The organism is Halorubrum luteum, assembly GCF_054652935.1.
This window is the reverse complement of the sequence record NZ_BAAIGT010000002.1, coordinates 1,885,595-1,912,016: the sequence shown is the minus strand read 5'-3', so window position 1 is coordinate 1,912,016 and position 26,422 is coordinate 1,885,595. Positions and strand designations below refer to the sequence as shown.

Below are 26,422 nucleotides of genomic sequence, written 5' to 3'. Positions count from 1 at the left end.
GATCGGATCGTCTATTTTCCCGAATCGGCACTAATCGTCGACTTCCTCGGCGAAGGCGGCGGGGGATGACGCGTCGAACTCCTCGGACGCCGTCGGCGTGTCGTCGAACTCCGGATCGAACAGCTCGAGCGCCGTCTGGATCGTCTCCCAATCGTCCTCACCGGCGGCGTCCCGAAGCGACCGCGTCGGCGCAGCGAGCAGCTGTCCAACCAGCGCGTCCGCCATCGCCTCGATCGTCTCCCGCTGGTCGTCCGTGAGCTCGCCTTGCGCTTCGAGCTTCGAGACGGCGTCGTCGACTTCCCTGGCTTTCACCCGGTCCGCCGCGGCGTACATCGTCGAGATGGCGTCGTCCGCCCGTTTTCGCTTGTACGACTCGAGCAGCCGGTCGAGCTCCTCGTCGATGATCGCCTCGACGGTCTCCGCTTCCGTCGCGCGTTGTGCGCGGGTTCGCTGTGTCACGCTTTCGAGCGCGTCGATGTCGAAGAGCGCGACGCCCGGCAGCTCCGACACGGAGGGATCGACGTCGCGTGGCTGTGCGATGTCGATACAGACCAGCTCGCCGGCGTCGGCGAACTGTGGGCGTTCCAACACCGGTTCGGGGCTTCCGGTCGCGGAGATGACGAGCTCCGCTGTCGGGAGGAGACGCCCGAGGTCGGCGAGGGGAGCGGCGGCGGCTTCGGTTTCGAGCTCGCCTGCGACGAACTCCGCGTTCGGGATCGTGCGGTTAGCGACGATCACCTCCTCGACGGACGTGTCGTCGAGCGCTCGAGCCGCCAGCGTTCCCATCTCCCCGGCACCGACGACGACGGCGGTCGTCCCTCGAAGCTCCGTCTCGTCGGACGCGAGTTCGACCGCCGCCGACCCCAGCGAGACGACGCCCTCATTTATCGAGGTCTCCGTCCGCGCCCGCTCGCCGACGTGGATCGCCTTCGTCACCGCGTCCTCTAACACCGGACCTATCCCGCCCGCCGAACGGGATTCCTCATAGGCGGCCCGGATCTGTCCGATGATCTGGTCCTCGCCGAGGACGAGCGACTCCAGTCCGGACGCGACACGCATCAGGTGTTCGAGGCTCTCCTCGTGGCCGAGTCGTCGAACGGCCCCGCCACGAACGTCGGGCGCGAACGACGAGAGCGCCTCGACTCCGTCGGCCCGCCGATCGACGACCGCGTACGCTTCAGACCGGTTGCACGTCTGTACGGCGAACGCCTCGTCGACCCCCTCGCGAGCGAGCAGGTCCGAGACGGTCGCACGGACCCCGTCGCCGCCGGCGGCGTCGATCTCGTCGACCGTCGCGCGGCTGAACGCAACCGAGACGCCGACGATCACACCGGTCTCTCTCATTCGTTGAGCACCCCTTCGATCACCCTCTCGGCTTCATTTCGGCCCTTGGATCCCCCCTCTTGTAAAGCCTTCCAAACCGGCCCCGATCGCACGACGGCCCGGATCGCGGCCCGCCTCCGATCGGGGTCGACATCCCGGTCTTTGAGCTCCTCGCGGAGGGAGCCGGAGAGCTCCGCCATCGCTCCAGCGCCCTCGATCTCCGCCTGAATCCGTTCGCGCAGCGCCTTCGAGAGTGCCGGACTCCGCCCGCCCGTCGATATCGCGACTCGTACCGGACCGTCCTCGACCGTCGCGGGCACGACGACGCTCCCCGAGTCGCGCTCGCCGGCGCGGTCCGTTCTGTTCACGAGCACGCCGGCGTCCGACGCTGCCGTCTCGACCGCGCCGTTGATCTCCGGGTCATTGGTGGCCGCGATCGCCAGTGCGGGAGACGTTCGTTCGATCCAGTCACGAACGGCCGCGGCGTCCGGGGACCCGCGAACGAGTTCTATCGACGATCCATCGTCCGCCGCGGCCGTTTCGAGCGACTGGTGAAACCGCGGGCTGACAACGATAACGCGCGCCTCCGCAGCGAAGCGATCGACTTTTCGTGCGCCGACCGACCCGCCGCCGAAGACGAGAACGAGCTCGTCGTTCAGGTCGTGAAACAGGGGTATCATACGGAGGAGTCTCGCCGATTACGCAGTGTTACCGTCCGCCCGCTCGTCGATCCGAATACCCGTCTTTTTCAGAATTCGTGTCGAGAACAGCGTGTCCCAGTCCTCCTCGTTTACGTCCCAGTAGTCGTTCATTAGATCCCGCACCTGTGACACCCGGCGCTCGCTCTCCGCTTCGGTCCGACCGTGCGTCATCGCAAAGAAGTTATACTCCCAGACGCCGGCGTGTCGCGGACGCTGGTAACAGTGAGTGACGAAATCGAGCGCGGCGACTTCGTGACCTACCTCCTCGAGCACCTCCTCCGGGACGTCCCACACCGTCATCCCGTTTTCCGTGTATCCGAGCGCGTAGTGGTTCGGAATCACGCCGACGCGCCGCACCTTTCCCTCCCGGTTGAACCGGTTTATCGTCCGAATAACCCAGTCGACGTCGGCATCGAGCCGTTCGGCCACGTCCGCGTACGGCGTCTCGGTCACCGGTAACCCGCCCTGAATCTCGACGACGAGGTCGCGCTCCGCCGCCGTCAGCGTCGTTCGATCGCTTGGCTCGACCGCCGGTCCCAGATCCGAGAGGTCCACGTCGCCGTCCGGGACCGGCCCCTCGATGAGGAACTTCGCACCGACGTGGAACTCCCGCTGTTTCGGCAGGTTGTACGTCTCCTGACCGGTCGCCGCTTCGATGTCGGCGAGCACCTCCTCGATCCGGTCGGCGGCGGTTTTATTAGGGTCCGGGTGGTCGGCGACGCTCACCACGAACCAGACGTTGAGGTGGGGGTGCTCCCGCTCGTAGTTGTGTGCGACCTCACGGAACTCGTTTACCTGCTCGACGACCTCGTCGAACCGTTCCTCGGGCGCGTGCATCGCGACGAGCGAGGCTGCACCACCGATCTCCTCGGCTTTCACCAGCGCGCCGAACCGGGAGAGCGTACCCGCCTCGTCCAGCTCACGGACTCGTTGACACAGTTCGGGGCCAGTTACATCGACGCCGCGTTCCCGAAGCGCGGCCGCAGCCGGCTCAAACGGGCGTTCCGTAACGGGAAACCCGCCCTGAAACGCGTTGATGATCGCCCGGTCGAGCGTCGAAAGCTCCGCGTCGACCTCCTTCATGTGACGACGTGGGGGACGCGAGCGAATAAGCGATTCGACCTGACGCGTGCGGACCGCGCGGTCACTCGCCGAGATCGCCGGCGATCTCCGAAAGCGACGTTCGCGGGCCGCGCCGCACGTCGTAGACGGTTCGATCGCCGGGGCGTCTGAGCCCGTACGATTCGCCGGACACGAGCACGTCGAGCAGTATCACGTCGCCCTCCTCACCGTCGTGTTTCCCGATCCACTCGAGGAGTCGGTTCTCCCCTTCTCCCGTGGTTCGAGCGAGCCGTCGGTTGTCGAACGCGCCGCTGATGAACCGTCCCCGAGAGCCCGACTCGACGCGTGCGTGATGCGTCTCGCGGTCGAACGTCACGCGGACGAGATCACCGGCGGATATATCGAGAGCCGTCAGGCTACCGGAGTCGAGTCGGGAACGCACCGCGTCGTCGTCGGGGAGACGGACACACAGCCGACGGGTCCCGCCGGTGCGTGCGAGCGCGGCGCGCACGGACGCGACGCTCTCGTCGTCAGAAGGGACACGCGGCATCGACGTGGCGTTATTCCTCGTCGCCAGCGCCGAGGGCGGACGCGACGCCATCGTCGCCGTCAACGACGGAGACGTTGATCTGTGCGACATCGTCGTCGACCTCACGGCCACGGACGGTGATCCGCTTTCGCTCGCCCTCCCGGGACGGTTTGAACCCGACGCCGCCGTCCAGAAGAAGCTCCTTCAGGCGGGTGCCGGAGACGTCCTTCCGCATCGGTCGGCCAGTCTCGTCGGAGCCGCCGGTGATCTCGATCGTGTACCCGTCGAGACCGACGGCGTCGCCGCCGATCTCGTCGCCGAGTTCACGTCCGAGGAATCTGTTCGCGTCCTGTCCGTCGACCTCGCGCTGGACCGTCTCGCCGGTGTCGGGGTCGGCGACGACGACTTTGAATTCAGCCATGCAGGAACTGTGACCGCCGCCGATAAAAAGCACGTCGAAACCGAGAGCCGCGTGCCGTTCCTTCACAACGCACCGTTCGAGCCACAAGCACCCGTCCGATTCGCTCGACTCACACGCACCAGCCGTGGACACGCACCAGCCGTGGACACGCACCAGCCGTGGACACTCACCAGCCGTGGACATCGTCCGCGCGCGTGTGTTGGCCCCGATCGGCCGTGTCGGCGTCACCGTCGCCCCACGGTGCGTCGAGAAGCGCGTCTTCCAGCACGCGTTCGACCCGGCTCGGGTCGTCGGGACCGCCGGCGTCGGCAACGCTCCCCACGGATGAGGGATCGAACGGCAGGTCAAGCGCACGATACACCCGGTCGAGAACCGAAGCGATCGCCGCCGAATCGGCCGCCGAGACGATCACACATCCCGCGACGAGCGCGGCGTCGGCTCGAACCCGTTGAGCGATCCCGGCGACCTTTCCGCCACCCGTGATGCGGACCGAGTGGTCACCGGGACAGAACGTCGCGTCCGGCTCGCCGGAGGAAACGTCCGCACCGGTCGCTCGGAGCGCTTCGACGACCGCCGTGGTCGCCGTCTCGTATCGGGGCTCGATCCGGGTTCGCGGCTCCGCCGACGGAAGAGCGACCGCGAACGACAGCGTCCGTCCCGTGTACGCAACTGCTCTCCCGCCGACACGTCGCTCTACCGGCTCGAACCCGTTCACTCGGGCGATCGACCGTGCCCGATCGTAGCCGTCACGGGTTGTGTCCCGTCGCCCGAACACGACCCGTCGGGGAGGAGTCCGGATGCTGACGGAGGCGACTCCGTCGTCGGCGGCGCGCGCAAGCATCGCCGACGTTGCCCGTCCGTCGCCCTCGATATCGGACGGAGAACCGCGGAACTCGGCCATATCGACGCTACGACCCGGACTCACAAGTCGTTTCCTCCGGTCAGGGGTTCCAAACGATCTCCCGCGCGTCCACACCGACGTTTTTTGCAGTACTCGCATAACTGGTCAGCATGGACGCACTCGATTCGTTCACCGACGTATCGCTTCGGGACGTGCGCCGCGATCTGCACTCCCGTCCGGAGGAAGGCTGGAAGGAGTTCCGGACGACGGCGCTGCTTGCGGACGCGCTGGAGGATCTCGGATACGACGTGCTGGTCGGTACCGAGACGACCGAGCCGGACGAGCGGATGGGGGTGCCACCCGCCGACGAAATCGCCGCCGCACGCGAGCGAGCACGGGATGCGGGTGCGCCGGAGGCGTATCTCGACGCGATGGGGGACGTGACGGGCGTCATCGCCACCCGAGAGTTCGGTGACGGACCGGTCGTGGGACTGCGAACGGACATCGACGCGCTTTCCCGACAGGAAGCGATGGACGATGACCATCGCCCGGCCCGCGATGGGTTCGCGAGCATCCACCCCGGCGAGATGCACGCCTGTGGACACGACGCACACGCGGCGATCGGCCTCGGCGTGGCTCGGACGTTCGCGCGTGACGGCTTCGACGGAACGCTGAAGCTGTTCTTCCAGCCTGCCGAGGAGGGTGGTCGGGGTGGAAAACCGATGGCGGAGTCCGGCCATCTCGATGATCTCGATCATCTCCTTGCAGTCCACGTCGGTCTCGACGAACCGACCGGAACCGTCGTTGCGAGCTACGACGCACCGCTTGCTAACGCGAAAGTCGACGTCACCTTCGAGGGGGAGCCGGCTCATGCGGGCGGCGAACCGAACGCGGGCCGAAACGCGCTCCAGGCGGCGTCGGCAGCGATCGGGAATCTGTACGGGATCGCACGGCACGGTGATGGACGGACTCGAATCAACGTGGGCCGGGTCAGCGCGGATAACGCACAAAACGTCATCTGTGAGGAGGCGACGATGCGCGTCGAGGTTCGCGGCGGGACACACGACCTCAACGAGTACATGCTCGACCGTGCGCGCGAGGTGATAGATGGCGCGGCGACGATGCACGATGTGGACTACACGACGAGTCTCTACGGAAAGACGACGACGTTCGAGAACGACGAGTCGGTGATCGAGGTGGTCGAGGCGGCGGCGAACGCCGCGGACGCCGTCGACAGCGTGACCAGAACGGAGTTCGGTGGAAGCGAGGACGCCTCCTACCTCATCCGTCGCGTCCAGGAGTCGGGCGGTACCGCGACGTATCTCGGTATCGGAGCGAGCAACCCATCGGGCCACCACACGGCCTACTTCGACATCGACGAGACGGCGATCGATATCGGCGTGGACGTGATCGTCGACGCGATCGGTCGACTGAGCTGACCGGTGACGACCCGCTGACTGCGCTCGTCCGAATCTATCGGAATCAACGCTGGACCACCGTCCGTCACTGCTCGAACCGCTTGCCGATCACCGGTGTCGCCTCTAGAGCCAGCCTGCGGACCGTCCGCCGGGCATCGTCCGCCTCCGCACGGCTCACCCGACCCGCATAGACGGCCCGTTCGTAGACGGCACCCACCTCGTGGACACGGTCGTCGACGCCGTACATTCGGAGGGCATCGAGATACTCCCGCGACGTTTCGCCGGCGCGTCGCCGCCGATACCGCCGTTCGAGCAGCCATTCGAGATCCGCGAACGCGCGCTCGACATCGGACGTCGGCGATCGGCGTCGTGCTGGCAGCCGAACTCGGAGGGCACGTCCGACCCGTGTCGTCACGCCGGCATGGTGGGCGGCTGTGACGGCGACGACGACGAGGAGCAGCCCGTAGCCGAGCGTCTCGCGCGACGGCACCACGATCCGGTCCACAGGAGACGGTTCGGTGTCGTCCGCCTGGCTCCCGGCGTCCGTCCCGAGCTCGTCGGGCACCGGTCCGTCACCGGCGATACCCTCCAGTGCCGCATCGGGGATATCCGAACCGTTCACCCCGTCGGCAGCGGACTCGTTCGCCTCGTCGGCAGCGTCATCGATCTCGTCGGCGACGTCGTCATCGATCTCGTCGGTACGTTCTTCACCCTCGAGAATACCCTCCACGCCGCCGGGGTCGGAGCGATCGATGTCGACGTTTTCAGCGTCGTCTGCGCGCGCCTCCGCCAGCCGGGTTTCACGAGCTTGATCGCGCTCCGCACTCGGGGTCGGATCGAACGCAACCCAGCCGTGCTCCGGGAAATACACCTGCACCCAGGCGTGTGCATCCTGTCCGCGGACGACCCACTCGTCGTCAGCGATCCGCTCGCCGCTCCCGTATCCCGTGACGAACTGGGCGGGGATCCCCTGTGAACGGAGCATTGCGACCATCGTCGTCGCGAAGTACGTACAGTATCCCGCGTCCATCTCGAAGAGGAACGCATCGGCGACGTCGCCGTCGGGACGCTCGACGGTTAGCGAGTAGTCGTACTCCGTGATCAGGTAGGATTCGACGGCAACTGCGGCGTCGTATCGGTTCTCCGCGCCCGCGTCGTCGAGTATCTCCGCCGTCCGGTCACCGACACGGTCGGGGGTGCTCTCGGGCAGCTGCGTGTATCGCTCCGCGATCCGACCGTCGTGTGTCTCGTTGGCTTCGCGTAGTTCGTCCGCGTCAGCGTCGAGGACGGTGCTTCTGACCGGAACCGAGTCACCGGACCGAATCGGCGTCCCCGGTCGAAGGGTACCTCGATCGTCGACCTGCATGCTCCCGCTGACCGGCCCACCGGCCTCGACGGCCTGCCACGGTGCGGGCAGTGCGCGCATCTCTGTTTCGGGAACGATCGTCGACTCGACTTCGACGGTGCGGCCCGGCGGCCCGGAGAGCGGATCCTCAACCGGCTCTTCGTCGCCCGACCGGACCCATCCGTCGCCGGTGTAGGTGTCGTACGCTCCGGTGTGCCAGTTCGACTCTACCTCGCTCGTGATCGTGAACCGTACCTCCGGCGAGAGCTGCGTGGACCCGACGATAGTGAGCTCGTCATCGTCGACGAGCGTCGATTCGAGCCCGGGCGTGCCGCGATCGGCCCCCCACGGCTGGCCCGCACCCGCCGGGATCAGGGTGACGGTCGCGCTCGCAACGAGCATCACCGCCAAGAGGAGCGCGAGCGTGTCACCCCGCTCCGAGAACCCCCCGGGTGCCCGAAGCGTCACGGCGCCCGTGACGAACGCCGCGCCGAGCACTCCGACCAGCGTGACGATCTCACCCGCGTCGCCGGTCAAGACGAGGAACCCGAGGGTGCCGCCGGCCACCGCCGCGGCGAGGACGTGCCGGCACCGACCGACCAGGTACGCCACGAAAAACGTCGGAACGGGCGCAACCGCGATCACCCACACGTCGGCAGCCGCGAGCCGCAACACTGAGAGCCCCGTGAGTAGCGATATCGTGTCGAAGAACGCGCCACGAACCGAGAAGAGCGCCCGCTGGCTCTCGGGGATGGTGAAGTAGTATCCCGTGAGCGAGACGACGAACAACACGAGCGTGACCCGTATCGCGGTCCGCTCGTCGAACAGTCCGGAGCAGCCGACCCCGACGACTCCGGCCAGCGCGACGACGGCGACGAGCCGGGCGCTACCGCCGACGATGTCGGTGACCGAGAGAAACACGTAGAGGTACGCGGCAACGACGGCCGTAACGCCGACGGTCGCCGGATCGATCACCCCCGCGGGAAGCCACCCATCGTGTACGCCATCGGAGACTCCGCTCACGTCGCTGATACGGTCGATCGCGTCGCCGACCACCCGAGTTCTCCGACTCATTTCGATGTTCCTCCGTTCATGATCGTCGTCGGCGACGGCACCTCCCCCGGATCTGCGGGCCCGTCGGCATCGGCGTCTTCGGCCGATCCCGTGGTGGCCGTTGTCACTGCCGAGTCAGGCTCCTCGACAGCCTCCGCACGGAGCTCCGAGAACTGGACTGTCCCGCCGTCGGCGTGGATCCGCGCGTCCGTCGCGTCAGCGACGATGCGCACGTCCGCCTCGAACTCGCCAGCCGGCGTTCCGGGTCCCGTACGTGCCGTCAACGCGAGTGTGTCGCGTCTCCCCGACGGCTCGGGATCGGCGGCCACCGCACCGTCAGGAAGGCGGACGTCGACCGAGACCCCGTCCGCGAGCAGCGCGAGTGCAAGGCTGACCGTTGCGCTCGCAAGGACGTCAGCAGCCTCGTCGTCGGTCGTATCAACGGTCCGGCCGGCTACGGTGGCGCGCCGCTCGGGGGCGTCCGACGCGAACTCCTTGACGATCAGCTCGTCGTGTTTTGCGGTCGTGGGCCAATGGATGTCGCGAAGCGAGTCCCCCCGCGCGTATGCACGGACTCGATCGAACTCCTCCCGGCGACGGCGTCGACCGAGCATCTCCTCGCCGAAGAGCTCACCGCGGAACCGTGACGGGATCGGGTGACGTTCCGGATACGCCAGCACCGTTTCGTGGTCGTCGACGACAAACGTCCGCGTGAACAGGCCAAACACGTCCGTCGGTTCGATCCGCACCGGGCCGAACCGTCGCTCCCCTCTGGCGGCATACGCAACGGTGTAAGTCGCCGGCTCGGCACCGACCGTCGTCCGAACTCCGTCGGCACTCCCGCTCAGTCCGTCGTCAGTCGCATCGAACACGCGCGCGACGAACGTCGATGACGGCGACCCCCGACCGTCGCCATCCCCGAACGAAAGCGAAACGTCCCGCCGCTCTCCGACGAATCCGGGTGAGATCCCCGACCGTCGAACGCGAGGTCGAGAAGCGCGTGCGACCTGCAGATACCCCGCAACGAGGGCGACGGCTCCCGACAGCACCACCGCGTTGAGCGCACGACCCCCACCGATGACGGACATGAGTACCCCGAGGACACAGACCGCAGTTACGATGCGGCCGCGTCGAGTGAGTCTCGTCGAGTTCATCGGTCGCGTCGAGTTAGCTGTCGCGTTTTGCTCTATGGATTCGGTACGTCGATCACTCCACCGGGACTGAACTGAGCGCCTCGTCTACGATGTCGGTGCCGCTCGTACCGCTCGAATCGGCCCGGATGCGGTGTGCGAGCACCGTCTGCGCCTCACGCTGTACGTCGTCGGGAACGACGTAGTCACGGCCGTTCAGCACCGCTCGTGCCTGTGCCGCTCGCAACAGCGCGAGACTCCCCCGTGGGCTCACGCCGAGCGTCGCGTTGCGTCTGGTGTGTGCCGCGAGACGAGCGACGTATCCACGCAACGGGGCGGTCGTCTCGACGCTCGCGGCGGTTGCACGTGCCTGACGCAGCGTCGTAACGCCCGCGACCGAATCGATCGACTCGACGGGGTGGCCGACGCGGTCGTCGACCATCCGGCCGAGCATCCGTGACTCCTCGTCGGTTCCCGGGTATCCGAGCCGGACCTTCTTCGTGAACCGATCGACCTCCGCGACTGGCAGGTCGTACGTCCGTCCCGGCTCGACATCGTTCTGGGTCGCGATCACACAGAATGGGTCCGGCAGGGTCCGAGTCACGCCGTCAGTCGTCACTTGTCGTTCCTCCATCGCCTCCAACAGCGCAGACTGCGTTTTTGGGGGAGCGCGGTTGATCTCGTCACCGAGCACGAAGTTGGCGAACACCGGCCCCGGCTGGAAGTCGAACTCATCCGTCCGCTGGTTGAACACGTTGACGCCGGTGATGTCCGATGGAAGGAGATCGGACGTGAACTGGACCCGTTTAAACGAGGCGTCGAATGAGCCGGCTATCGCCTTTGCCAGTGTGGTTTTTCCGACGCCCGGCACGTCCTCGATGAGGAGGTGTCCCCGTGCCAGGACGGTAACGAGGACGTCCTCGACGACATCGTTTTTCCCGACGATCACATCGGTGACGGTATCGATCACGCGGTCGGTGAGTTCGGAGGCTTTCGTCGTGTCGAGGGCGGAAACGTCCGCCGTCTCGGCGTCATTGGCATCAGTCATCGTCCCCGTCTCCCGTTCCACCGCGAACGCTGTCACGGAAACCCGATCGTCCACGAACACATCCGAGCGAACTGCCCAGCCGGACCGTCGGGTACCCGTCCGTTCCCGTTCGGTCCGGCGCGGCTGAGTCCCTCGCGGCTGGGTCCGGCGCGGCTGGGTCCGGCGACGCCGACTGACTCACGTCGATGATACGTCCCATGTGAACAGTACACATTCTGTGTGACGTACGTCGTCATACGGATGACTACATCGTGAAGTACCACGGGCGCGGTGGCCCGTGGCTTCCGTGTTTAGGGCCGCACTGCACCGGCAACGGAATTTAATCGCCCTCGCACTCCCACACTTCGTGTGTGTGGTCGTGCCCGGGACGGGTAAACACCCGAACACGTAACGTGTCCGTGAGGGTCTGGGCCTCCACCAGCCCACGACAACTCCCGTCTCACCGCCGTAGCGGGTTTTGAGAGGAGTCGCATTTTCATCCCTGCCGAACGACCAGCGAAGGAATTGAGGTCTTCAACTCCATACTTTGAGGGGTCGTTTTCTGGTCGTTATCAGTGTGTTATCCCCCAAGCACTTGAATTTGTGTGATATTGGGACGCGCTTCACCCACGGGCACGGTGGCCCGTGGTACTCGCGCTATCTCTTTTTATAGACGTTGCGCCGCCGAGGCGGGCGAGCAGCTCATCGTTCCCCATCCGCTTCGATCCACGACGATATCGCCTCGTAGCGCCGAGCCAGCTCACCGATCGCCGTTCGATCGAGAACGCCCCACCCGCATCCGGAAACTCGATCCCCACCGTCAGGTCGTCGCCGTCGAAGCGCTCCGTACGACGGATGGTTAATACAGTCGTTCCGGCAGCGCAAGGATACGAGCACCTGCCACGGTCGTCCGACGACTGTGGGGGGTCAAAAAAGTGACTCGAGCTCGTCGTCGGTGTCCATGAGCTCGCTAAATCGATCCTCGCTTTCATCGGTGATCTCGTCGAGATTGTTCTGTGCCTCGACTGCGACCTGCTGGAGCTCTTTGACCCGCGGCACGTTCGTGATCCCACCGAGAAGCACGAGCACGGCGACGGTGCCGTCCCCGCGGCGCGGGTAGTCGCCACCGCGAACCTCCATCGACCCCGTCTGCTCTTCGAGCCATTTGCGGCCGTGTTCGATGCCCTTCCGGTTCAGGTACTCGGGCGGACCGGCGACGATGAGCAGCGCACGCTCAGTGCCCTCCACCTCACACGGGAGGGTAAGTCGTCCGAGCGTCGCCTTCCGGACGAGACTCGTGATCCGGTTGGTCGCTTCCGTGCTGTCGGGTGTCGTGTCCTCTGTACGGAAACGCGAGAGGAGCCCGCCACGCTCCGGCTCGTCCACCTCGACCTCGGCGTATCCAACCGTCGAGATGCCGCCACCGGCAAGCGTGTTGATGATCTCCGAGGAGTCGACGACGCTCTCGGCGACGTCACCGCCGTGCTGTATCTCGCCGGCGCTGAAGAGGACGCCGAACCGCTTTACCAGGTCCGCGTTGAGCGCGTCGTACCCCTCCTGGACGGACTCGCCGGTTTTGCGCCACGCGTCGTTGTCGAAGACGAGCAGGTTGTCCACCTCGTCGACGAACGTCTGCAGCGATCGTGCCGCGTTGAGCGTGTAGATCCCACCCTCGTCCGTTCCGGGGAGGATCCCGAGTCCGTACACTGGCTCAGTGTAGATCCGCTTGAGGTGACGGGCAACGACGGGTGCGCCGCCGGAGCCGGTTCCGCCGCCGAGGCCGGCAACGACGAGGAAGGCATCGATCTCGTGGGTCGGTACCGAGTCGAACGCACCCTGAATCTCGTCGATATCCTCCTCGGTGATCTCCGCGCCGAGTTCGTTATCCGCACCGACGCCGTGACCCTTCACGCGTGCCTGTCCGATCAGGATGCGTCGGTCCTCCGGGAGATGGTCGAGACCTCGGAGGTCGGCTTTCGCGGTGTTCACTGCGAGCGCTCCGCGGACGACATCTGCGCCCGTGTCCGCGTCGTACGCGAGGAACTCGTCGACCACCTTCCCACCCGCCTGTCCGACCCCGATTAACGCGAGTTTCATGAGAACTACCCGCATGAATCTACACGGGCGAGCCCGATAAAGGTTGGAGCTACAGAGGCTCCATGGCCAGTACGGCCCCAACTCTGCGCGCCCTGTCCGCTCCCGGGCGGCCTGACTGTCCGCGCGTCATCTCGAAACGATCGTTGCGAGTATCGAGTACAACGCGAACGTCGTGCTCACCGCAGTCGGTGACCTGCGTCGCTTCTACCGGCCATCACGGGGTCGTACTCGATGCGCTCGAGTCCCACCTCGCGGGCGTGGTCGAGCACGGACCGGTACTCCTCGGGCGTGACTCGTCGGTTGATCTCGCTGTACCGGTCGGTCGACTGAGCCTTATATGCCGGCCGGTACTGACCCATCACGTTCACGAACGTCTCCCGACTGATCTCCTCAGCAAGAAACGTTAACACGCCTCTGGCGTTCTCGACGTGTCCCGGCATGACGAGATGCCGAACGAGCAGCCCACTGGTGGCCAGCCCCGTGTCGTCGATCTCGAGGTCGCCAACCTGGCGATGCATCTCGCGAAGCGATTCCGTACCGTTCGACCAGTATTCCGGCGCTTTCGAGTACCGGGCGGCCGCAGCGTCGTCGCTCCATTTCACGTCCGGCATGTAGATGTCGACGATGCCGTCCAACAGTTCGAGGGTCTCCGTCCGTTCGTAGCCGCCGCAGTTCCAGACGACGGGCACCTCCAAGCCACGATCACGGGCGATCCGGACTGCATCGACGAGATGCGGCGAGTAGTGGGTCGGGGAGACGAAGTTCACGTTGTGACATCCACGGTTCTGGAGCTCGAGCGCCATCTCCGCGATCTCCTCGGAGGTGACGGCCGCGCTTCGTGGCTCCTGGCTCGTCTCGAAGTTCTGGCAGAACACGCACGTCATGTTGCAGTGTGCGAGGAAGATCGTCCCGCTGCCGTTGTGGCCGCGAAGGACCTCCTCCTCGCCGTGATGGTCGAAGTACGAGGAGACGGAGACCGTGTCGTCGACGCGACAGGCACCCGTCTCACCCGCCGTCCGGTCGACCCCACAGTCGTACGCACACAGGTCGCAGTCGCCGTACCGGTCCCGAAGCCCGTCGACGCGAGCCCGGAACTCCTCGTCCGACAGCCGCTGGTAGTTCGGTGTGGTCGCCGGGCGAGCGCTCATACGTGATACTAGTGAACGACTGCCAAAGAGCGTGTCGACGGTTCGTCGCTCCAGTCAGTATCGCTCCCCGAACGCGAACTCGAGGGTCTCGTCAAACCCGATCGTTTCGTTCGACAGTGGCTCCAAACCCATCGCCCGGGCGATCGCTTGGCCACTCGGGATCTGATCGGACTGAGGGGAGTAAGCCCCCTTCAGTTCATCCCGACATTCGGCTGAGCGTCAGCGCCGTGGCCGGACTACCTATTGGCGCTGACTTGCACCGGCGAGGATTCGCCGTTCCATCCGTTCCCACCCGTCTCCCTCCCGGCGGAGCCGGTCGGGCAAGCGTGGCGTCGCCACGCCGTCTCGGTCGGTTAACTCCCTTCCCTCGCGGGTCGGTTCGCGGACCTCACGGATCGGGGCGGGGGGTGTCGTTGCTGTTCCAGAGCCAGCCGTCTCCGACTCCGGGCGTGTACCCGGTCGCCCGTCCGGCCGGTGGGGGGACTTTCCTCATGCCAAAGGCACGGGAGTCGGGCTCCCTCTGTCCGTATATAAGTAGCCGACGACGACTGATAAGGAGTTCGGTGCGATCCCAATCGATTCCGTGCGCTGACGGGCCCGTTCGTCATGATCGACGGGGGCTGGCTGACCCTCACGGTTCCTCATCGATAAGGGAAGCGTTCAAGTCACAAGCACCTCTATGTGATGTATGTCCGAGGCGCAGACCGTTCAGTTATCCTACGACGACGGGGCACGAGCGGTCGAACTCGCACGCGAGGCGGTCGAATCGTTCGTCCGACAGGGACAACGGGAACAGCCCGGAAGTATGCGGGAGGCGTTTTACGCTCGAACCGGCGCGTTCGTCCGCCTGGAGTCGACGCGCGGCAGGGGTCGACTCCGCGGATGCGCCGGTGCATGGGAGACGTCCGACCAGCTCGGACACGCGATCGTCGAGGCGGCGATCCAGGCGGCTTCGGAGAGCTCCTGCGGCTCGGAGGTCGAACCACAGGAACTCGACAACATTACCGTCTCGGTGTTTATCGTCTCGAACACGGTGTTGACGAACGATCCACTCGGTGACCTCGAGATCGGAACACACGGCGTCGCGGTCGACGGCGGCAGCTCTCACGGATGGCTGTATCCGACCGTCCCGGTCGAGAACGGCTGGTCCGGCGCGGAGTTCCTCTCGCGGGCCTGCCGGAAGGCGAAGATCTCCCCCAACGCCTGGCAGGAGGACGACACCATGGTGACGCTCATCGAGGGGCAGGTGTTCCGCGAGCGCGCCGACGGTGGCGCGGTCGAGGAACTGTAGCGCGGCCGAGGGCTGTAGCGCGGCCGAACGGGCCGATCTACTTTTCAGCGCCGTAGCCGACGCGATCCGCATCCGCGAGTGCGCGCTCCGTTGCCGCGTCGAGATCGAAGAGCTGCTCCGCGCCGTCGACGAGCTGGCCCTCCCGAAGTATTGGCTTCATCAGCGACTCGGCGTCGGCCGGTCCGTCGCGGTCGGCGAGGGCGACTGCGTGGCCTCCCTCGCCGGTTCGGTACACGTCCTTCCGTCCGGAGAGCTTTCCCCGCTTTGCGGCAAGCTCGCCCTCGATGGTGACGATATCGAGCGCGAAATCGATCGGGTCCGCGTTCGAGACGTAGCCGCCGACGCCGAACCCGTCGGCGACGTCCCGAAGTCGTCGGAGGTCGTCCGGATCGAGCCCCCCCGAGAGGTACACGTCCACGTCCTCGTGTTCCCGGGCGTCCAACTCCCAGTTCACCTCGCGGACGATGTGTCGGAAATCCCCGCGTCGCGAGCCGGTCGTGTCGAGCCGGACGCCGTCGAGCCGGTCGCCGAGCGCGGCCACGGCTCTGAGCACCTCGTCGCGCTCGTCAGTGTACGTATCGCACAACGCGATCCGCGGAACCGCCTCGTCGACCGCCTCGTCGAACGCACGCCACGCCGCTTCCTGATTCCCCTCTCCGAAACAGATCACCAGCGCGTGCGGCATCGTCCCGGACGCCTTGCGTCCGATGAGGTCGCCGGCGGCGACGTGTGAGAGCCCGTCGAACCCCCCGACGAGCGCCGACCGTTCGACGGTCGCGGTCATCGATGGATGGACGTGCCGCGCGCCGAACGAGAGCACCTGCGACTCCGGCGCGGCGACGCGGCAGTCGAGCGCGGCCGTGGCGATCCCGGAGGCGTGTGAGAGAAATCCGAGAAGCGACGTCTCGAGCCGAGCAAACTCCAGATACGGCCCCTCGATACGCATCACGGGACCGCCATCGAACAGGCGACCCTCCGGGATCGCGTCGACGTCGACGTTGCGTTCTTCCAGCAGCGCGACGGCGTCTTTCAGGCCGGCGAACAGCTCGAACTCACCGTCCGGGAACTGGTCGGCCGTCACCTCGGCGACGACGTGCGGGTTTCGGTCGGTCGCACGCAGGGTGGCCTCCGTTCGATCGAAGTAGGCGTCAGTCGCCCGTCCCTCGCGGATGGCGTCCGCGTCGACGATGTCGAACTCGGTCATGACCCAGGCTTGGCTCCGCGCCGTGGTAAAACCACTCGGGTTGGCGGCGCGGTGACGAACGACGAGAGGCTACCGCCTTCCCGATCATCGTCGTCGTGCGATAGCGAGCGCGGCGAGGATCGCGACGGTCGCGACGAGGACGCCGAACCCGGGTGCCGGGTCCTCCGATGTGTCGTTCGGATCGGTCGGCGTGGCGGGCTCGGCAGTCTCACCGGGGGCGTCCGGCAGATCGAACCCGTCGTGGTCGTTCACGTCCGGCTCGTCTAGTTCGATGTCGGGACGCAGCTCGAACACCGCGTCGGGCTCCAGCGCGTGTGCGATCGTTATCGTCGTCCCGTTTCGCTCGACGCCGTACGCGCCGCGGAACCGACCGTCCGACACGTAGTGGACGCCGTCCGGTCGGTGGGTCGCGTCGTGGGCGTCGAGCACCCGCTGATACGCGGTGTGGAACTCCGCCGCGTCAGTCTCCGTCTCCCACTGTATCACCCAGACGTAGCCGTCCCGCTCCTCGCCGTCCGCGTCGTTCCGGTACGGATACAGTTCGTCGTTCGCCCATCCCGTCGTGGCCGGATGGGCGTAGTTGTACGTCCGATACGGGTGCGTCGTCTCGTACAGCACGTCACGATCGACGACGCCCGCGTTGTAGTTCACCGACTGATACCACATCGAGACGAAAATCGACGCCTCGCCGACAGTGTCCGATCCGTTCACACCCTGCTCGTCGTACGTCTCCCACTCTCCTTCGGCGGTGTCGTCGAACTCGATCGGGACGGGGTCGAACGGCTCGCGGTGGATCGTCTCTCGGGTCGTCTCGGGTGGGTCGGCCATCAGATCGTCGACACCCTCCCATCCTTCCGCCTCAAGCACCTCGTCGACGTACGGCGCGCCGTCGGAGTACGGCTGGAGCACGGTGAGCAGCACGCCGAGGTTCGGGTCGGAATCGTCCGCGGCCCCACCCGTGGCGTCCCCGCCGGACGGCTCCGCCGTACACGTCCACTCCTCCTCGCAGCGCTCTGCGTACACCTCCTCCATGTAGACGACCTCGCCTTCGACGATCCCGTCAACGCCCAGATCCGCATCCTGAGTGGCTCCGCTGTACCGCGGGTCGCTGAGGTTCTCGTACTGGTCTTGCATCGCGTGCCCGAGCTCGTGGAGCAGCGTCGTCGAGGAGACTCGAAGCGCGTCGCCCTCGTCGACGACGATCGTGATCTGATCATCCGCGGGCGAGTAGAACCCGGCAACTGCGCCGGAGAACACCTCGTCGATCACCGCCTGGCTCGACTCGTCTTCGCCGATCACGAACAGCGCCTTCCACACCTGGTCGTTCCACCGATGGAACTCCTCGTCGGACTCGCCGTCGAGCCCCTGCTCGGCGAACTCCTCACGCGTGATGACCTCGACCGGAACCGCCGACTCGAACGGTCGCTCGCGGATCGCCTCCACACGAGCCATCTTGAGGTAGGTCATGTTCTCGAGGTCGGCCTCGCTCAGCCCGTCGCCGTCACCACTCTGATCGATCCCGAGGTCCGCGGGGTCGTCCGTGTGGTGGGTTCCGTTCCAGCACCCCACCACCTCCGTGGTCGCGTTGGGGCCGCAGTCCTCGGCGTCACCTACGGGCGACTCCGCGGCCACGACGCCCGTCCCGAACGTGAGCGCGAGCGCGAGCGCAACGACCGCGACGACGAGTGCCCGTCGCATACAGGCCGTTACGGACCCCCGCGTAAGTAGCTTACCGGTGTGTTCCCCCCGAACACGCGCCGATCATGTTACTGGGCGAGAACGATACGCGGTGCTGAGCGAGAACGATACGCGGGCGAGTCGTCTTTTTGAGGCCGGAGGACGAACGCCCATGCATGACGTACCACTCGAGCGACACCGCAGTGATCGTCGTGGACATGCAGAACGGGTTCTGCCATCCCGACGGGAGTCTCTACGCGGAGCCGAGCGAGGCCGCGATCGATTCCGTCACCGAGCTCGTCGACCGCGCCCGTGAGGCGGGCGCTCAAATCGTATACACGCGGGACGTTCATCCGCCTGAGCAGTTCGAGGACACTCACTACTACGACGAGTTCGACCGGTGGGGCGAGCACGTCGTCGAGGGGTCATGGGACGCCGAGCTCGTCGCGGAGCTGGACGTTCGTGACGACGACCACGTCGTGGAGAAACACACGTACGACGCCTTCTACCGAACCGATCTGGAGGGGTATCTGGACGCTCGCGGCGTGAACGATCTGCTGATCTGTGGCACGCTCGCGAACGTCTGCGTGCTGCACACGGCCGGAAGCGCCGGCCTCCGTGATTACCGCCCGGTCGTCGTCGAGGACGCGCTCGGATACATCACCGACGATCATAAGTCGTATGCCGTCGAGCACGCCGACTGGCTGTTCGGCGAGACGACGACGCTTGCGGACGTCTCGTTCGCCCAGTCGTAGGGGGTGGGTGGCGTGCGCGAACGATCCGCGAGCAGAGTTCGAACTGCGCGAGCGGAAGGTACGAACTGCCCGCGCGAGCGACCCAGCGCCGCGCGACTACGCGACGACGAGCACCGCATCGCCCACGGGCCCCGAGAGCTGTCGGACCCCGCGTTCGAGCCCGATGGCGACCACGACGAGCGCGGTGGTGTACGTCGCCGAGCCGGCGAGCGAGGCGAGCGCGAACTGCGGCGCCGACACCGAAGACGTTGCCGTCGGGAGCGCGAGCCAGCCTCGAGCCCCGGGGATCGCGTTCGTCACGGCGACCGCGGGCAGTCCCCACCGATCGAACCAGCGGTCCGCGCCGTCGAGTCGATCGTCGGTGACCGGAACTGCGTCCATCGCGGTGGGATCCACGTCGTAGTGGCGAACCGAGACGAACAGGAGGAGCTGACCGATCGTCGCGCCGATGACCGCGGCCGCCGCCACCGGGAGAAACGCGAACGCATCGGAGCCGACTGCAAACACGGCAGCGATGAACAGCGTCCGAGTCGGGATCAACTTCCCGACTAGCGCACCCTCCAGCACGAAAACGAGGAGGAGAACGACGACCCCGTAGGTGGCGACGAGGTCGAACGCAGTCGTCAACAACACGTCCGTCACGCTCCGAGTTACGTCGTCATCGCTTAAAGCTCTTGTAGGGTGGGTGACAGTGTCCCACGTGGTCGATGGGATGGACCCTCACGGTGGGGGATGCAGGTCACGATCGGAGCGAAGGATGCGGGTTTGTGACCGTGCGGATTGTGGATCACGGCTGCGCGGGCGTGGACCACCACTGGGAAGTTTTGGATCGACGCATCCGTCGTCCTGAGCGGGATAGTTTAAGTGCACCACGGAGTGAGTGAGCGTATGATCGATGTCGGCGTCAAGGCTCCCGACTTCATCGCGCCGGCCGTCTCCGAGGGAACGGGCGTCGAACTGGAGCTGTATCGACTCGTGGAGAACCACCGCGCGGTCGTGCTCTCGTTCGCGCCGGCAACGTTCGTTCCGAGCTGTACAGCCGCGTTCGTCGCGCTCCGGGACGCGGGCTGGCACGATACACGTGATCTCGCCGTCGTCGCTGTCACTGGTGACTCGCTGTTTTCGGGATTCGCGTACGCCGATCGGTTCGACCTGCCGTTTCCGATCGTCTCGGACTTTCACGGCGGCGTCGCCGAATCGTACGACTTGCTGGCGGAGTCGTGGGAGGGTCATTCCGAGATCTCGCGTCGCGCGACCGTCGTCATCGACGACGACTGGACCGTTCGGTTCGCGGAGGCCACCGCCGACGCCCTCGACCGGGCGGAGCCGGCCCCCGTCGAAGCGGCGACCGAACCGCTGCGTGAACTCGGCGTCGACGTCGACACGCCACGAGTAGCGTACGACCGAACGCTCGGCTGATCAGAAGATGTTCGCCTGTCGGTACACCGAGATCCCCTCGTTCGTGATCTCGTACGGCTTCGTCTCCCGCGAATGGTTCGCATCGCGGATCTTCTGTATCTCGACGGCGAGCCGGGTTTCCTGATAGTTCGAGGAACGGACGTACTGGAGGACGAAGACGGCGTCCGTGAGGTACTCGACGATTCCGTACCGCGAAGTGTACGGGTTGTCGTCGCTCGCCTCCGAGGTCAGAAGCGTCGTCACGCCCGCCTCTTTTAACGCCCGAGTGAACTCGAACACCTCCGACCGACGCTTCGCCGGATGGTCATACATCATCTCGAGGAGCGAGACGGAGTCGAGAACGAGTCTGTCGGCCTCAAACGCAGCGACGAGACGTGGAAGGTCGTTTCGGATCGATGCCAGCGAGTTCGCCATATCGATCGGATCGATCGCGATGACCGCGAGTCGCCCCTCGTCGGCGTACTCGCGGAACGGCCAGCCCTTCTCCTCGGCGGTCGAGAGGATCGACTCGCGGCTCTCCTCCAAGGTGAGGTACACGCCCGCCTCGCCGTTTTCGATCGCGTCATTCAGAAACTGGAGCGCGAACGTCGTCTTTCCGGTCCCCGCCGAACCGATCACTGACATCAACGCCGTCCGTGGGACCCCTCCGAGAATCAGCTCATCGAGTCCGTCGATACCGACGCTGACGCGCTCGATATCGGAGTCGAACTCCACTTCCTCTTCGCCATCGAACTCGGGTGACTCCTCATCCGAACTGCTGAAGTCGGCGAATCCGAAGGCATCGGTTTCGCCTCCGCCGAACGGATCGTCACCGCCGCCTCCGCCGAACGGATCGTCGCGATCATCCATACCCGCGGACCCAGCTGCGTCCGGGGAAGCATCGATGTCCGAGTCGTTACCCGTACTCACGGAGTCGAACTCACCGCTCGGTGACCGTTCAGCCTCGGACGCTCCCGGCTCCGGCGCTGCCTCAGGATCGACCTCGACCCCCGTCTCCGGATCCGATTTCGCTTCGGGAGCCTCCTCGGACTCCCCGTGCTGTTCTGACTCCTCGGACTCCCCGTGCTGTTCTGACTCCTCGGACTCCCCGTGCTGTTCTGACTCCTCGGACTCCCCGTGCTGTTCCGACTCCTCGAGTTCGCGAAGCTTCCGCTCGAACCAATCGTCCCCGTCGCTCATGACGTTCGTCGACCTGTGAAGGTCGCCATGGCACGTACAACGGCTGCCGCCGGCTTGAAGCTTTCCGGGGTCGCTCGGCACGACCGGACCACCGTGAGGGAGGTCCATCGAGATGGGCCGTGACGGGGGCCGAACGCCTTTGTCGATGCGGAATCAACTGCCTCACGGTGAGTGAACGCGTGCCCATTCCGGGCGGACGCGACGTTCGCGCGTCGCTCGACGGCGCGGATACGGGAGACGAGGCTTCGGACGCGCCTACTCCGGCTGACGATCCCGGCGCGAACACGGTCGTCGTCGCGTGCCCGCCGCATCCACAACACGGGGGTCACCGTGGTGACGAGCGACTGACGGCCGTCAGCGACGCGCTTTCGGCCGCCGGCATCGACTGTCTTCGATTCGATTACGGCGCGTGGGACGAGGGGTACGGTGAGACGACCGATGCGGACAACGCCGTCAGGTGGGCGCTCGACCGATACGACCGCGTCGGGCTGTTCGGATTTTCCTTCGGCGGCTGCGTGGCGCTTGTGACGGCGGCCACTCGCCCGGAGCTGGCGGGCGTCTGCGCGCTCGCCCCGACCGCTGAGCTCAATCCGGACGTCGACGCTGTCGAGTCGCTATCGACCATCGCCGACACCGGGCTTCCGGCTCGGATCGTGTACGCGACACGGGACACCACCGCCGAGTGGCGGCCGGTCGTCGAGCGCGCGGAGACGCTCGGCATCGAGACCGTAGCGATCGAAAGCGACCACTTCTTCGTCGGCAGGACTGAGACGGTCGCGGCGGACGTCACCGACTTTCTTGTTCCCGTGCTTTCCCGCGCGAACTGACGATCGACGGCGACGTCGGTCGTCGAGTCACTCTCGACGGGGATGTCGGTCGTCGGGTCACTCCTCCAATGGTCGCGCGATTATCTCACCCCAGTGGTCGAAGCCGTACCGATCGTAGAACGCTCGTGCACGCTCGTTCGCTCGGTCGACATCAAAGACGAGCCGATCGAGCGGGAGATCCTGATCGGCGGCGAGATCGAGAGCCGCGCCCATCAGATCGTCCGCCACGCCCGTTCCGCGGTACTCCGGCGCGACGTACAGCTCGTTTATCACCGCAGCGTCCCAGATAAACGCGAGCCGCTCCGGGAGACAGAACACGTATCCGACGACAGTCGAAGCGTCGCTTTCGGCCTCCGGCTCCGCGACGGCGACGGTGACACAGCGAGGATCGTCGTCGACACAACGCTCGACCCACGAGAGCCACTTCTCGCGATACCTCTCCGTGAGCTTTTCCTCGTACTGCTTCGCCTTTTCGGCACCGCCGGTGTCGACGCCGATCCCGCGCTCGAACGCCAGCTTACACTCGTACAGACCTGACCGGTCGGTTTCGGGATCATATGGTCGAAGCTCCATGGAGGTCGTCTGAGTGGTCAGCATGTATTGGTTACGGAGCATCGAGGAGAAAACCCCGCGCTTCCCCGCGCTTCAGTGCGGCGGAAATGTCGCGAACCCGTTTCCCGCCGAAAGCGAATCGACGTAGCCGGCTGCGACGAGGTCGGCGAGCGCGTCGCCCGCACCGGAGTGGACGACGGCCGGCCCGGGGACGACCATCACGGTGCCACCGCGGGCTTTCACCTCGCGAAGCTCGGCCGCGACTTCCCGAATCGTCGACTCCGACGGTCGCTCAGCGGAGACCCCACCCTGCATGAACCCGAACGCTCCGCCGCCGCTTCTGGGTCGTTCCGGGGGGTGAACGCGGATCCCCGACTCGTCAGTGGCGACGAGATCACCCTCCTCGATGGCGTCGAGCACCTTCGTGTACGCCAGCGGGTCGCCGTCCGACCCTTGTGAGGACTCACCGTCCGGCTCGACGACGAGCGCACAGTCCATCTCGATCCGTTCGACCTCGATCCACTCGCCATCGTATCGGATCTCCGTCGGATGGTTGGTCGTCGAGTAGAAGCCGGGCGGCACGACCGTATCCTCCGGTGCGGCGACGAGCGTGACGTCCGAGGGATCCTCCAGGACGGCTCCGTTCTGGTGCAGCTCGTGAAGGATCGCCTGCAGCGTCTTCTCGTCATCCGCCGAGACGGTCATTCGGCAGTACGACTCCTCTCCTTTGTGTTTCCCGACATCGAACTGCTCGACTTCGAAGGAGCCGCCCAGATCCATCACCGCCCCGAACGCGCGCTGTATCGTCCCGCTGTCGATGATATGCCCCTCGAGTTCGACGATGCGAGAGCGGCCCATAGCAGTCCGTCACGGCCCGGGAGGAAACGCGTTTCCCTGTGGGTTTTTCGATACCCACCATGACAAGGGGTTTATTGCACTATCGCCCGCGATGGTAACGTTAAGGGACGCGACGACCCTACGGGGAGTAATGAGTACCGAGGTGTCGCGTCGCCGGGCGTGGCTGATGGCTGCCCGTCCGCAGACGCTTCCGGCCGCCGCCGCCCCGGTGATCGTCGGGGTCGGCCTCGCCGCCGATGCGGGCGTGTTCGCGCCGCTGCCCGCACTCGCCGCGCTCGTTGGGGCCGCACTGATCCAGATCGGGACCAACTTCGCGAACGACTACTACGACGCGATTCGGGGCGCGGACACCGACGACCGTGAGGGGTTTACCCGTGTCGTCGCCAGCGGCATCATCGATCCCCACGAAGTAAAACGGGCGATGTGGCTCACGTTCGCGGCCGCGATACTCGTCGGCACGTATCTCGTCGCCGTCGGTGGCGTCCCGATCATCGTCATCGGCCTCGCCTCCGTCGCCGCCGGGATCGCGTACACCGGCGGTCCGTACCCGCTTGGCTACCACGGGCTCGGCGATCTGTTCGTGTTCGTCTTCTTCGGCGTGATCGCCGTCACGGGAACGTACTACGTACAGGCGGCTGCGCTCGTGGGAGGCCACTTCCCGCTCTGGATCCCGGAAGGAACGGTGCCGCTCGCGGTGGTCGTCGCCAGCCTTCCTATCGCGGCGTTGTCGACGAACATCCTCGTCGTGAACAACGTTCGTGACCGCGAGGAGGACGCCGAGACGGGCAAGCGAACCCTCGCCGTTCGGTTCGGCTACCGGTTTTCCAGACTCCAGTTCTTCCTTCTGCTCACGGTAGCGTACCTCACCCCGCTGTGGTTCCTGTGGTCGGGGTACGGAGCCGCCGTCCTGTTACCCCTGCTTACGCTGCCGCTCGCCGCGACGGTGACACGAACCGTGCTCACGGAGACGTCCGGCGCGGCGTTGAATCCCGCACTCGAATCGACCGGCAAACTGCTCGCCGCGTACGCGGCGCTTTTCGCCGCCGGACTCGCCGTCTGACCCATGCGGATCGAGCCCTTCTCGCTTCGACTGTCGAGCCCGCTAAACACTGCTCGTGCCGAGCTGCTCGACCGCGAGGGGTTCCTCGTCGGCCTCGACCCCGATGTCGACACCGGGGTGACGAGCTCGGGGGTTGGCGAGGCGACGCCGATACCGGGCTGGACCGAATCCGCAGCGGACTGTGAGCAGGCACTCCGAGAGATCGGACCGGTCAAGAGTCACGGGAATGCGGTCGACGGGATCAAGGACGGCGGAAGCGGACACGACGGAATCACGGCTCTCGCCACGCTCGATCCCGAAGAGACGCCCGCCGCGAGACACGGCGTCGCGCTCGCGCTCGCGGACGCCGACGCCAGAGATCGAAACGTTCCGCTGGCGGAGCGACTCGCCGACCGCGCCGGACTCCCGGCACCCTCGACGTCCGTTCCGGTGAACGCGACTATCGGCGACGGTGACGTCGCGACGGCCGTCGAGACGGCCGAACGCGCCGTCGACGACGGCTACTCGTGTCTCAAACTAAAGGTCGGCGCGCGGCCGATCGACGACGACATCGAGCGGCTGCGGGCGGTCCGACGAGCAGTCGGTCCAGCAGTCGAACTCCGCGCCGATGCCAACGGCGCGTGGAGTCGGAAGACGGCGCGTCGGGCACTCAACCGCCTGCGACGCGTCGACCTCGCGTACGTCGAGCAGCCGCTCCCGGCGGCCGATCTCGACGGTCTCGCTCGACTCCGCGAGGAGTGTCGCGTTCCGATCGCCGTGGACGAATCGCTTTCGACGGTCGCAGTTTCGGACGTGCTCGCGGCCGAGGCGGCCGACGTCGTGGTGTTGAAGCCGATGGCGCTCGGCGGTCCGATGGAGACGCTCGCCGCGGCCTGCCGGGCCCGGGAGGCCGGCGTCGACCCGGTGATCACGACGACGATCGACGGCGTGGTCGCGCGAGTCGGCGCGGTCCACATCGCGGCCGCCGTTCCCGATGTCGGAGCGTGCGGACTGGCAACTGGATCGCTTCTCGCGGAGGATCTCGCTCCGGACCCATCACCCGTCGAGGACGGCACGATCGAGGTTCCCGAGGGTCCCGGACTCGCTGGCGGTCGATTCGACGACGCACTCGACGTCGAGTCGAACGACGCAGCAAACGGACGAGAGTCGTAGCGGTGTTACTGAATTTCAATGCGAAACCCTGTGTTCAGCGCGAGGATGAAGCCGACATGATATGCTACAAACCACGCGACACAGACAGTCTGTAATCTCAACGGTTATTTTATGCGAGATACTATGAAATGGCAGACATGCGACATGCTGCTGCGGGGAACGTGCTCACGCTCAAGATGGCCACGAGTGCGTCTCACCACTCACACACCTTCACAGCCCAACCAGCAGCGGTTGGCATGTCATCAACCGACTCTCTCACGGTGGCTGCAACGGAGAGTCAGGCCGATGGCCCGGCCCGCTGCTCACGGTGCTGGACGCCCGTGAATGCCACTCACTCAACCACGGTGAGGGTA

23 protein-coding genes, 1 other RNA gene and 1 pseudogene are annotated in these 26,422 nt (G+C 65.9%); 7 read left to right on the top strand and 18 right to left on the bottom strand.

Annotation, left to right across the window (positions count from 1 at the left end; translation table 11 throughout):
* Window positions 1–30: 30 nt before the first annotated feature.
* The 6 genes from hemA to ACYQ0R_RS09410 all read right to left on the bottom strand — a co-directional run bounded on the left by hemA (window position 31) and on the right by ACYQ0R_RS09410 (window position 4,937).
* Window positions 31–1,344 carry a glutamyl-tRNA reductase gene (gene hemA / locus ACYQ0R_RS09435; RefSeq protein ID WP_459822828.1) on the bottom strand — a complete coding sequence of 438 codons (1,314 nt, stop codon included), beginning with the start codon at window positions 1,342–1,344 and terminating at the stop codon, window positions 31–33.
* Entirely contained in the window at window positions 1,341–2,003 is a 663-nt protein-coding gene (locus ACYQ0R_RS09430; RefSeq protein ID WP_459822825.1) for a precorrin-2 dehydrogenase/sirohydrochlorin ferrochelatase family protein, read from the bottom strand. Before ACYQ0R_RS09430 ends, hemA begins: the two co-directional genes overlap by 4 nt.
* Window positions 2,004–2,021: 18 nt before the next feature.
* The gene (gene ahbB, locus ACYQ0R_RS09425) at window positions 2,022–3,107 is read right to left on the bottom strand and encodes a siroheme decarboxylase subunit beta (protein ID WP_459822823.1); all 1,086 of its coding nucleotides are present in this window, start codon (window positions 3,105–3,107) and stop codon (window positions 2,022–2,024) included.
* Window positions 3,108–3,168: 61 nt separating this feature from the next.
* A complete protein-coding gene (locus ACYQ0R_RS09420) occupies window positions 3,169–3,636 on the bottom strand; it encodes a DUF7112 family protein (RefSeq protein ID WP_459822820.1) in 468 nt (155 codons plus the stop codon).
* A gap of 10 nt (window positions 3,637–3,646) precedes the next feature.
* Entirely contained in the window at window positions 3,647–4,036 is a 390-nt protein-coding gene (locus ACYQ0R_RS09415) for a 30S ribosomal protein S6e (RefSeq protein ID WP_459822818.1), read from the bottom strand.
* Window positions 4,037–4,202: 166 nt separating this feature from the next.
* On the bottom strand, window positions 4,203–4,937 hold the full coding sequence (locus tag ACYQ0R_RS09410) for a lipoyl protein ligase domain-containing protein (RefSeq protein ID WP_459822816.1): 735 nt from the start codon (window positions 4,935–4,937) through the stop codon (window positions 4,203–4,205).
* 110 nt (window positions 4,938–5,047) lie between these two features.
* Between ACYQ0R_RS09410 and ACYQ0R_RS09405 the strand changes: the two genes are divergently transcribed.
* Window positions 5,048–6,316 (top strand): amidohydrolase, encoded by a 1,269-nt coding sequence (locus ACYQ0R_RS09405; protein WP_459822813.1) that lies wholly within the window; start codon window positions 5,048–5,050, stop codon window positions 6,314–6,316.
* 64 nt (window positions 6,317–6,380) lie between these two features.
* Here the strand turns inward: ACYQ0R_RS09405 and ACYQ0R_RS09400 are convergent, their stop codons facing one another.
* The 6 genes from ACYQ0R_RS09400 to rnpB all read right to left on the bottom strand — a co-directional run bounded on the left by ACYQ0R_RS09400 (window position 6,381) and on the right by rnpB (window position 14,620).
* Window positions 6,381–8,714, bottom strand: a complete 2,334-nt coding sequence (locus tag ACYQ0R_RS09400; RefSeq protein WP_459822810.1) for a transglutaminase TgpA family protein — start codon at window positions 8,712–8,714, stop codon at window positions 6,381–6,383.
* Window positions 8,711–9,781 (bottom strand): DUF58 domain-containing protein, encoded by a 1,071-nt coding sequence (locus ACYQ0R_RS09395; RefSeq protein WP_459822808.1) that lies wholly within the window; start codon window positions 9,779–9,781, stop codon window positions 8,711–8,713. The genes ACYQ0R_RS09400 and ACYQ0R_RS09395 overlap by 4 nt, the downstream gene beginning before the upstream one ends.
* Window positions 9,782–9,899: 118 nt before the next feature.
* On the bottom strand, window positions 9,900–10,925 hold the full coding sequence (locus ACYQ0R_RS09390) for an AAA family ATPase (protein WP_459822805.1): 1,026 nt from the start codon (window positions 10,923–10,925) through the stop codon (window positions 9,900–9,902).
* An 852-nt stretch (window positions 10,926–11,777) separates the two neighbouring features.
* Window positions 11,778–12,947, bottom strand: coding sequence for a tubulin/FtsZ family protein (locus ACYQ0R_RS09385; RefSeq protein WP_459822803.1), 1,170 nt, complete (start codon window positions 12,945–12,947; stop codon window positions 11,778–11,780).
* 176 nt (window positions 12,948–13,123) lie between these two features.
* Window positions 13,124–14,095, bottom strand: coding sequence for a radical SAM protein (locus tag ACYQ0R_RS09380; protein ID WP_459822801.1), 972 nt, complete (start codon window positions 14,093–14,095; stop codon window positions 13,124–13,126).
* A 169-nt stretch (window positions 14,096–14,264) separates the two neighbouring features.
* Window positions 14,265–14,620: RNase P RNA component (rnpB, locus tag ACYQ0R_RS09375), an RNA gene on the bottom strand.
* 163 nt (window positions 14,621–14,783) lie between these two features.
* Between rnpB and ACYQ0R_RS09370 the strand changes: the two genes are divergently transcribed.
* Window positions 14,784–15,386, top strand: a complete 603-nt coding sequence (locus ACYQ0R_RS09370) for a TIGR00296 family protein (protein ID WP_459822800.1) — start codon at window positions 14,784–14,786, stop codon at window positions 15,384–15,386.
* A gap of 37 nt (window positions 15,387–15,423) precedes the next feature.
* Here the strand turns inward: ACYQ0R_RS09370 and ACYQ0R_RS09365 are convergent, their stop codons facing one another.
* Both ACYQ0R_RS09365 and ACYQ0R_RS09360 read right to left on the bottom strand, forming a co-directional pair.
* Complete coding sequence (locus ACYQ0R_RS09365; protein WP_459822798.1) at window positions 15,424–16,590, bottom strand: nicotinate phosphoribosyltransferase; 1,167 nt, start codon at window positions 16,588–16,590, stop codon at window positions 15,424–15,426.
* Between the two features lie 84 nt (window positions 16,591–16,674).
* A complete protein-coding gene (locus tag ACYQ0R_RS09360) occupies window positions 16,675–18,288 on the bottom strand; it encodes an Hvo_1808 family surface protein (protein ID WP_459822795.1) in 1,614 nt (537 codons plus the stop codon).
* A gap of 155 nt (window positions 18,289–18,443) precedes the next feature.
* Between ACYQ0R_RS09360 and ACYQ0R_RS09355 the strand changes: the two genes are divergently transcribed.
* Window positions 18,444–19,022 (top strand): cysteine hydrolase family protein, encoded by a 579-nt coding sequence (locus ACYQ0R_RS09355; protein ID WP_459822792.1) that lies wholly within the window; start codon window positions 18,444–18,446, stop codon window positions 19,020–19,022.
* Window positions 19,023–19,118: 96 nt separating this feature from the next.
* On the opposite strand, the gene ACYQ0R_RS09350 is transcribed toward ACYQ0R_RS09355, so the two are convergent.
* Entirely contained in the window at window positions 19,119–19,664 is a 546-nt protein-coding gene (locus ACYQ0R_RS09350; RefSeq protein ID WP_459822789.1) for a DedA family protein, read from the bottom strand.
* Window positions 19,665–19,910: 246 nt separating this feature from the next.
* Between ACYQ0R_RS09350 and ACYQ0R_RS09345 the strand changes: the two genes are divergently transcribed.
* Entirely contained in the window at window positions 19,911–20,441 is a 531-nt protein-coding gene (locus ACYQ0R_RS09345) for a redoxin domain-containing protein (protein WP_459822787.1), read from the top strand.
* Here the strand turns inward: ACYQ0R_RS09345 and ACYQ0R_RS09340 are convergent, their stop codons facing one another.
* Window positions 20,442–21,620 (bottom strand): KaiC domain-containing protein, encoded by a 1,179-nt coding sequence (locus ACYQ0R_RS09340; protein ID WP_459822784.1) that lies wholly within the window; start codon window positions 21,618–21,620, stop codon window positions 20,442–20,444.
* Window positions 21,621–21,787: 167 nt separating this feature from the next.
* Between ACYQ0R_RS09340 and ACYQ0R_RS09335 the strand changes: the two genes are divergently transcribed.
* A complete protein-coding gene (locus ACYQ0R_RS09335; RefSeq protein ID WP_459822781.1) occupies window positions 21,788–22,447 on the top strand; it encodes an alpha/beta hydrolase in 660 nt (219 codons plus the stop codon).
* A gap of 57 nt (window positions 22,448–22,504) precedes the next feature.
* Here ACYQ0R_RS09335 and ACYQ0R_RS09330 read toward each other — a convergent pair whose 3' ends face one another.
* Both ACYQ0R_RS09330 and ACYQ0R_RS09325 read right to left on the bottom strand, forming a co-directional pair.
* Window positions 22,505–23,020, bottom strand: a complete 516-nt coding sequence (locus ACYQ0R_RS09330) for a GNAT family N-acetyltransferase (RefSeq protein ID WP_459822778.1) — start codon at window positions 23,018–23,020, stop codon at window positions 22,505–22,507.
* An 87-nt stretch (window positions 23,021–23,107) separates the two neighbouring features.
* Window positions 23,108–23,857 (bottom strand): annotated as a pseudogene (locus tag ACYQ0R_RS09325) (ornithine cyclodeaminase family domain); the annotation flags it as partial.
* A 130-nt stretch (window positions 23,858–23,987) separates the two neighbouring features.
* On the opposite strand from ACYQ0R_RS09325, the gene ACYQ0R_RS09320 reads away from it, so the two are divergent.
* Together ACYQ0R_RS09320 and ACYQ0R_RS09315 are read left to right on the top strand one after the other, a co-directional pair.
* On the top strand, window positions 23,988–24,917 hold the full coding sequence (locus ACYQ0R_RS09320; RefSeq protein WP_459822775.1) for a 1,4-dihydroxy-2-naphthoate polyprenyltransferase: 930 nt from the start codon (window positions 23,988–23,990) through the stop codon (window positions 24,915–24,917).
* A gap of 3 nt (window positions 24,918–24,920) precedes the next feature.
* Complete coding sequence (locus ACYQ0R_RS09315; protein ID WP_459822774.1) at window positions 24,921–26,069, top strand: mandelate racemase/muconate lactonizing enzyme family protein; 1,149 nt, start codon at window positions 24,921–24,923, stop codon at window positions 26,067–26,069.
* Window positions 26,070–26,422: the final 353 nt, after the last annotated feature.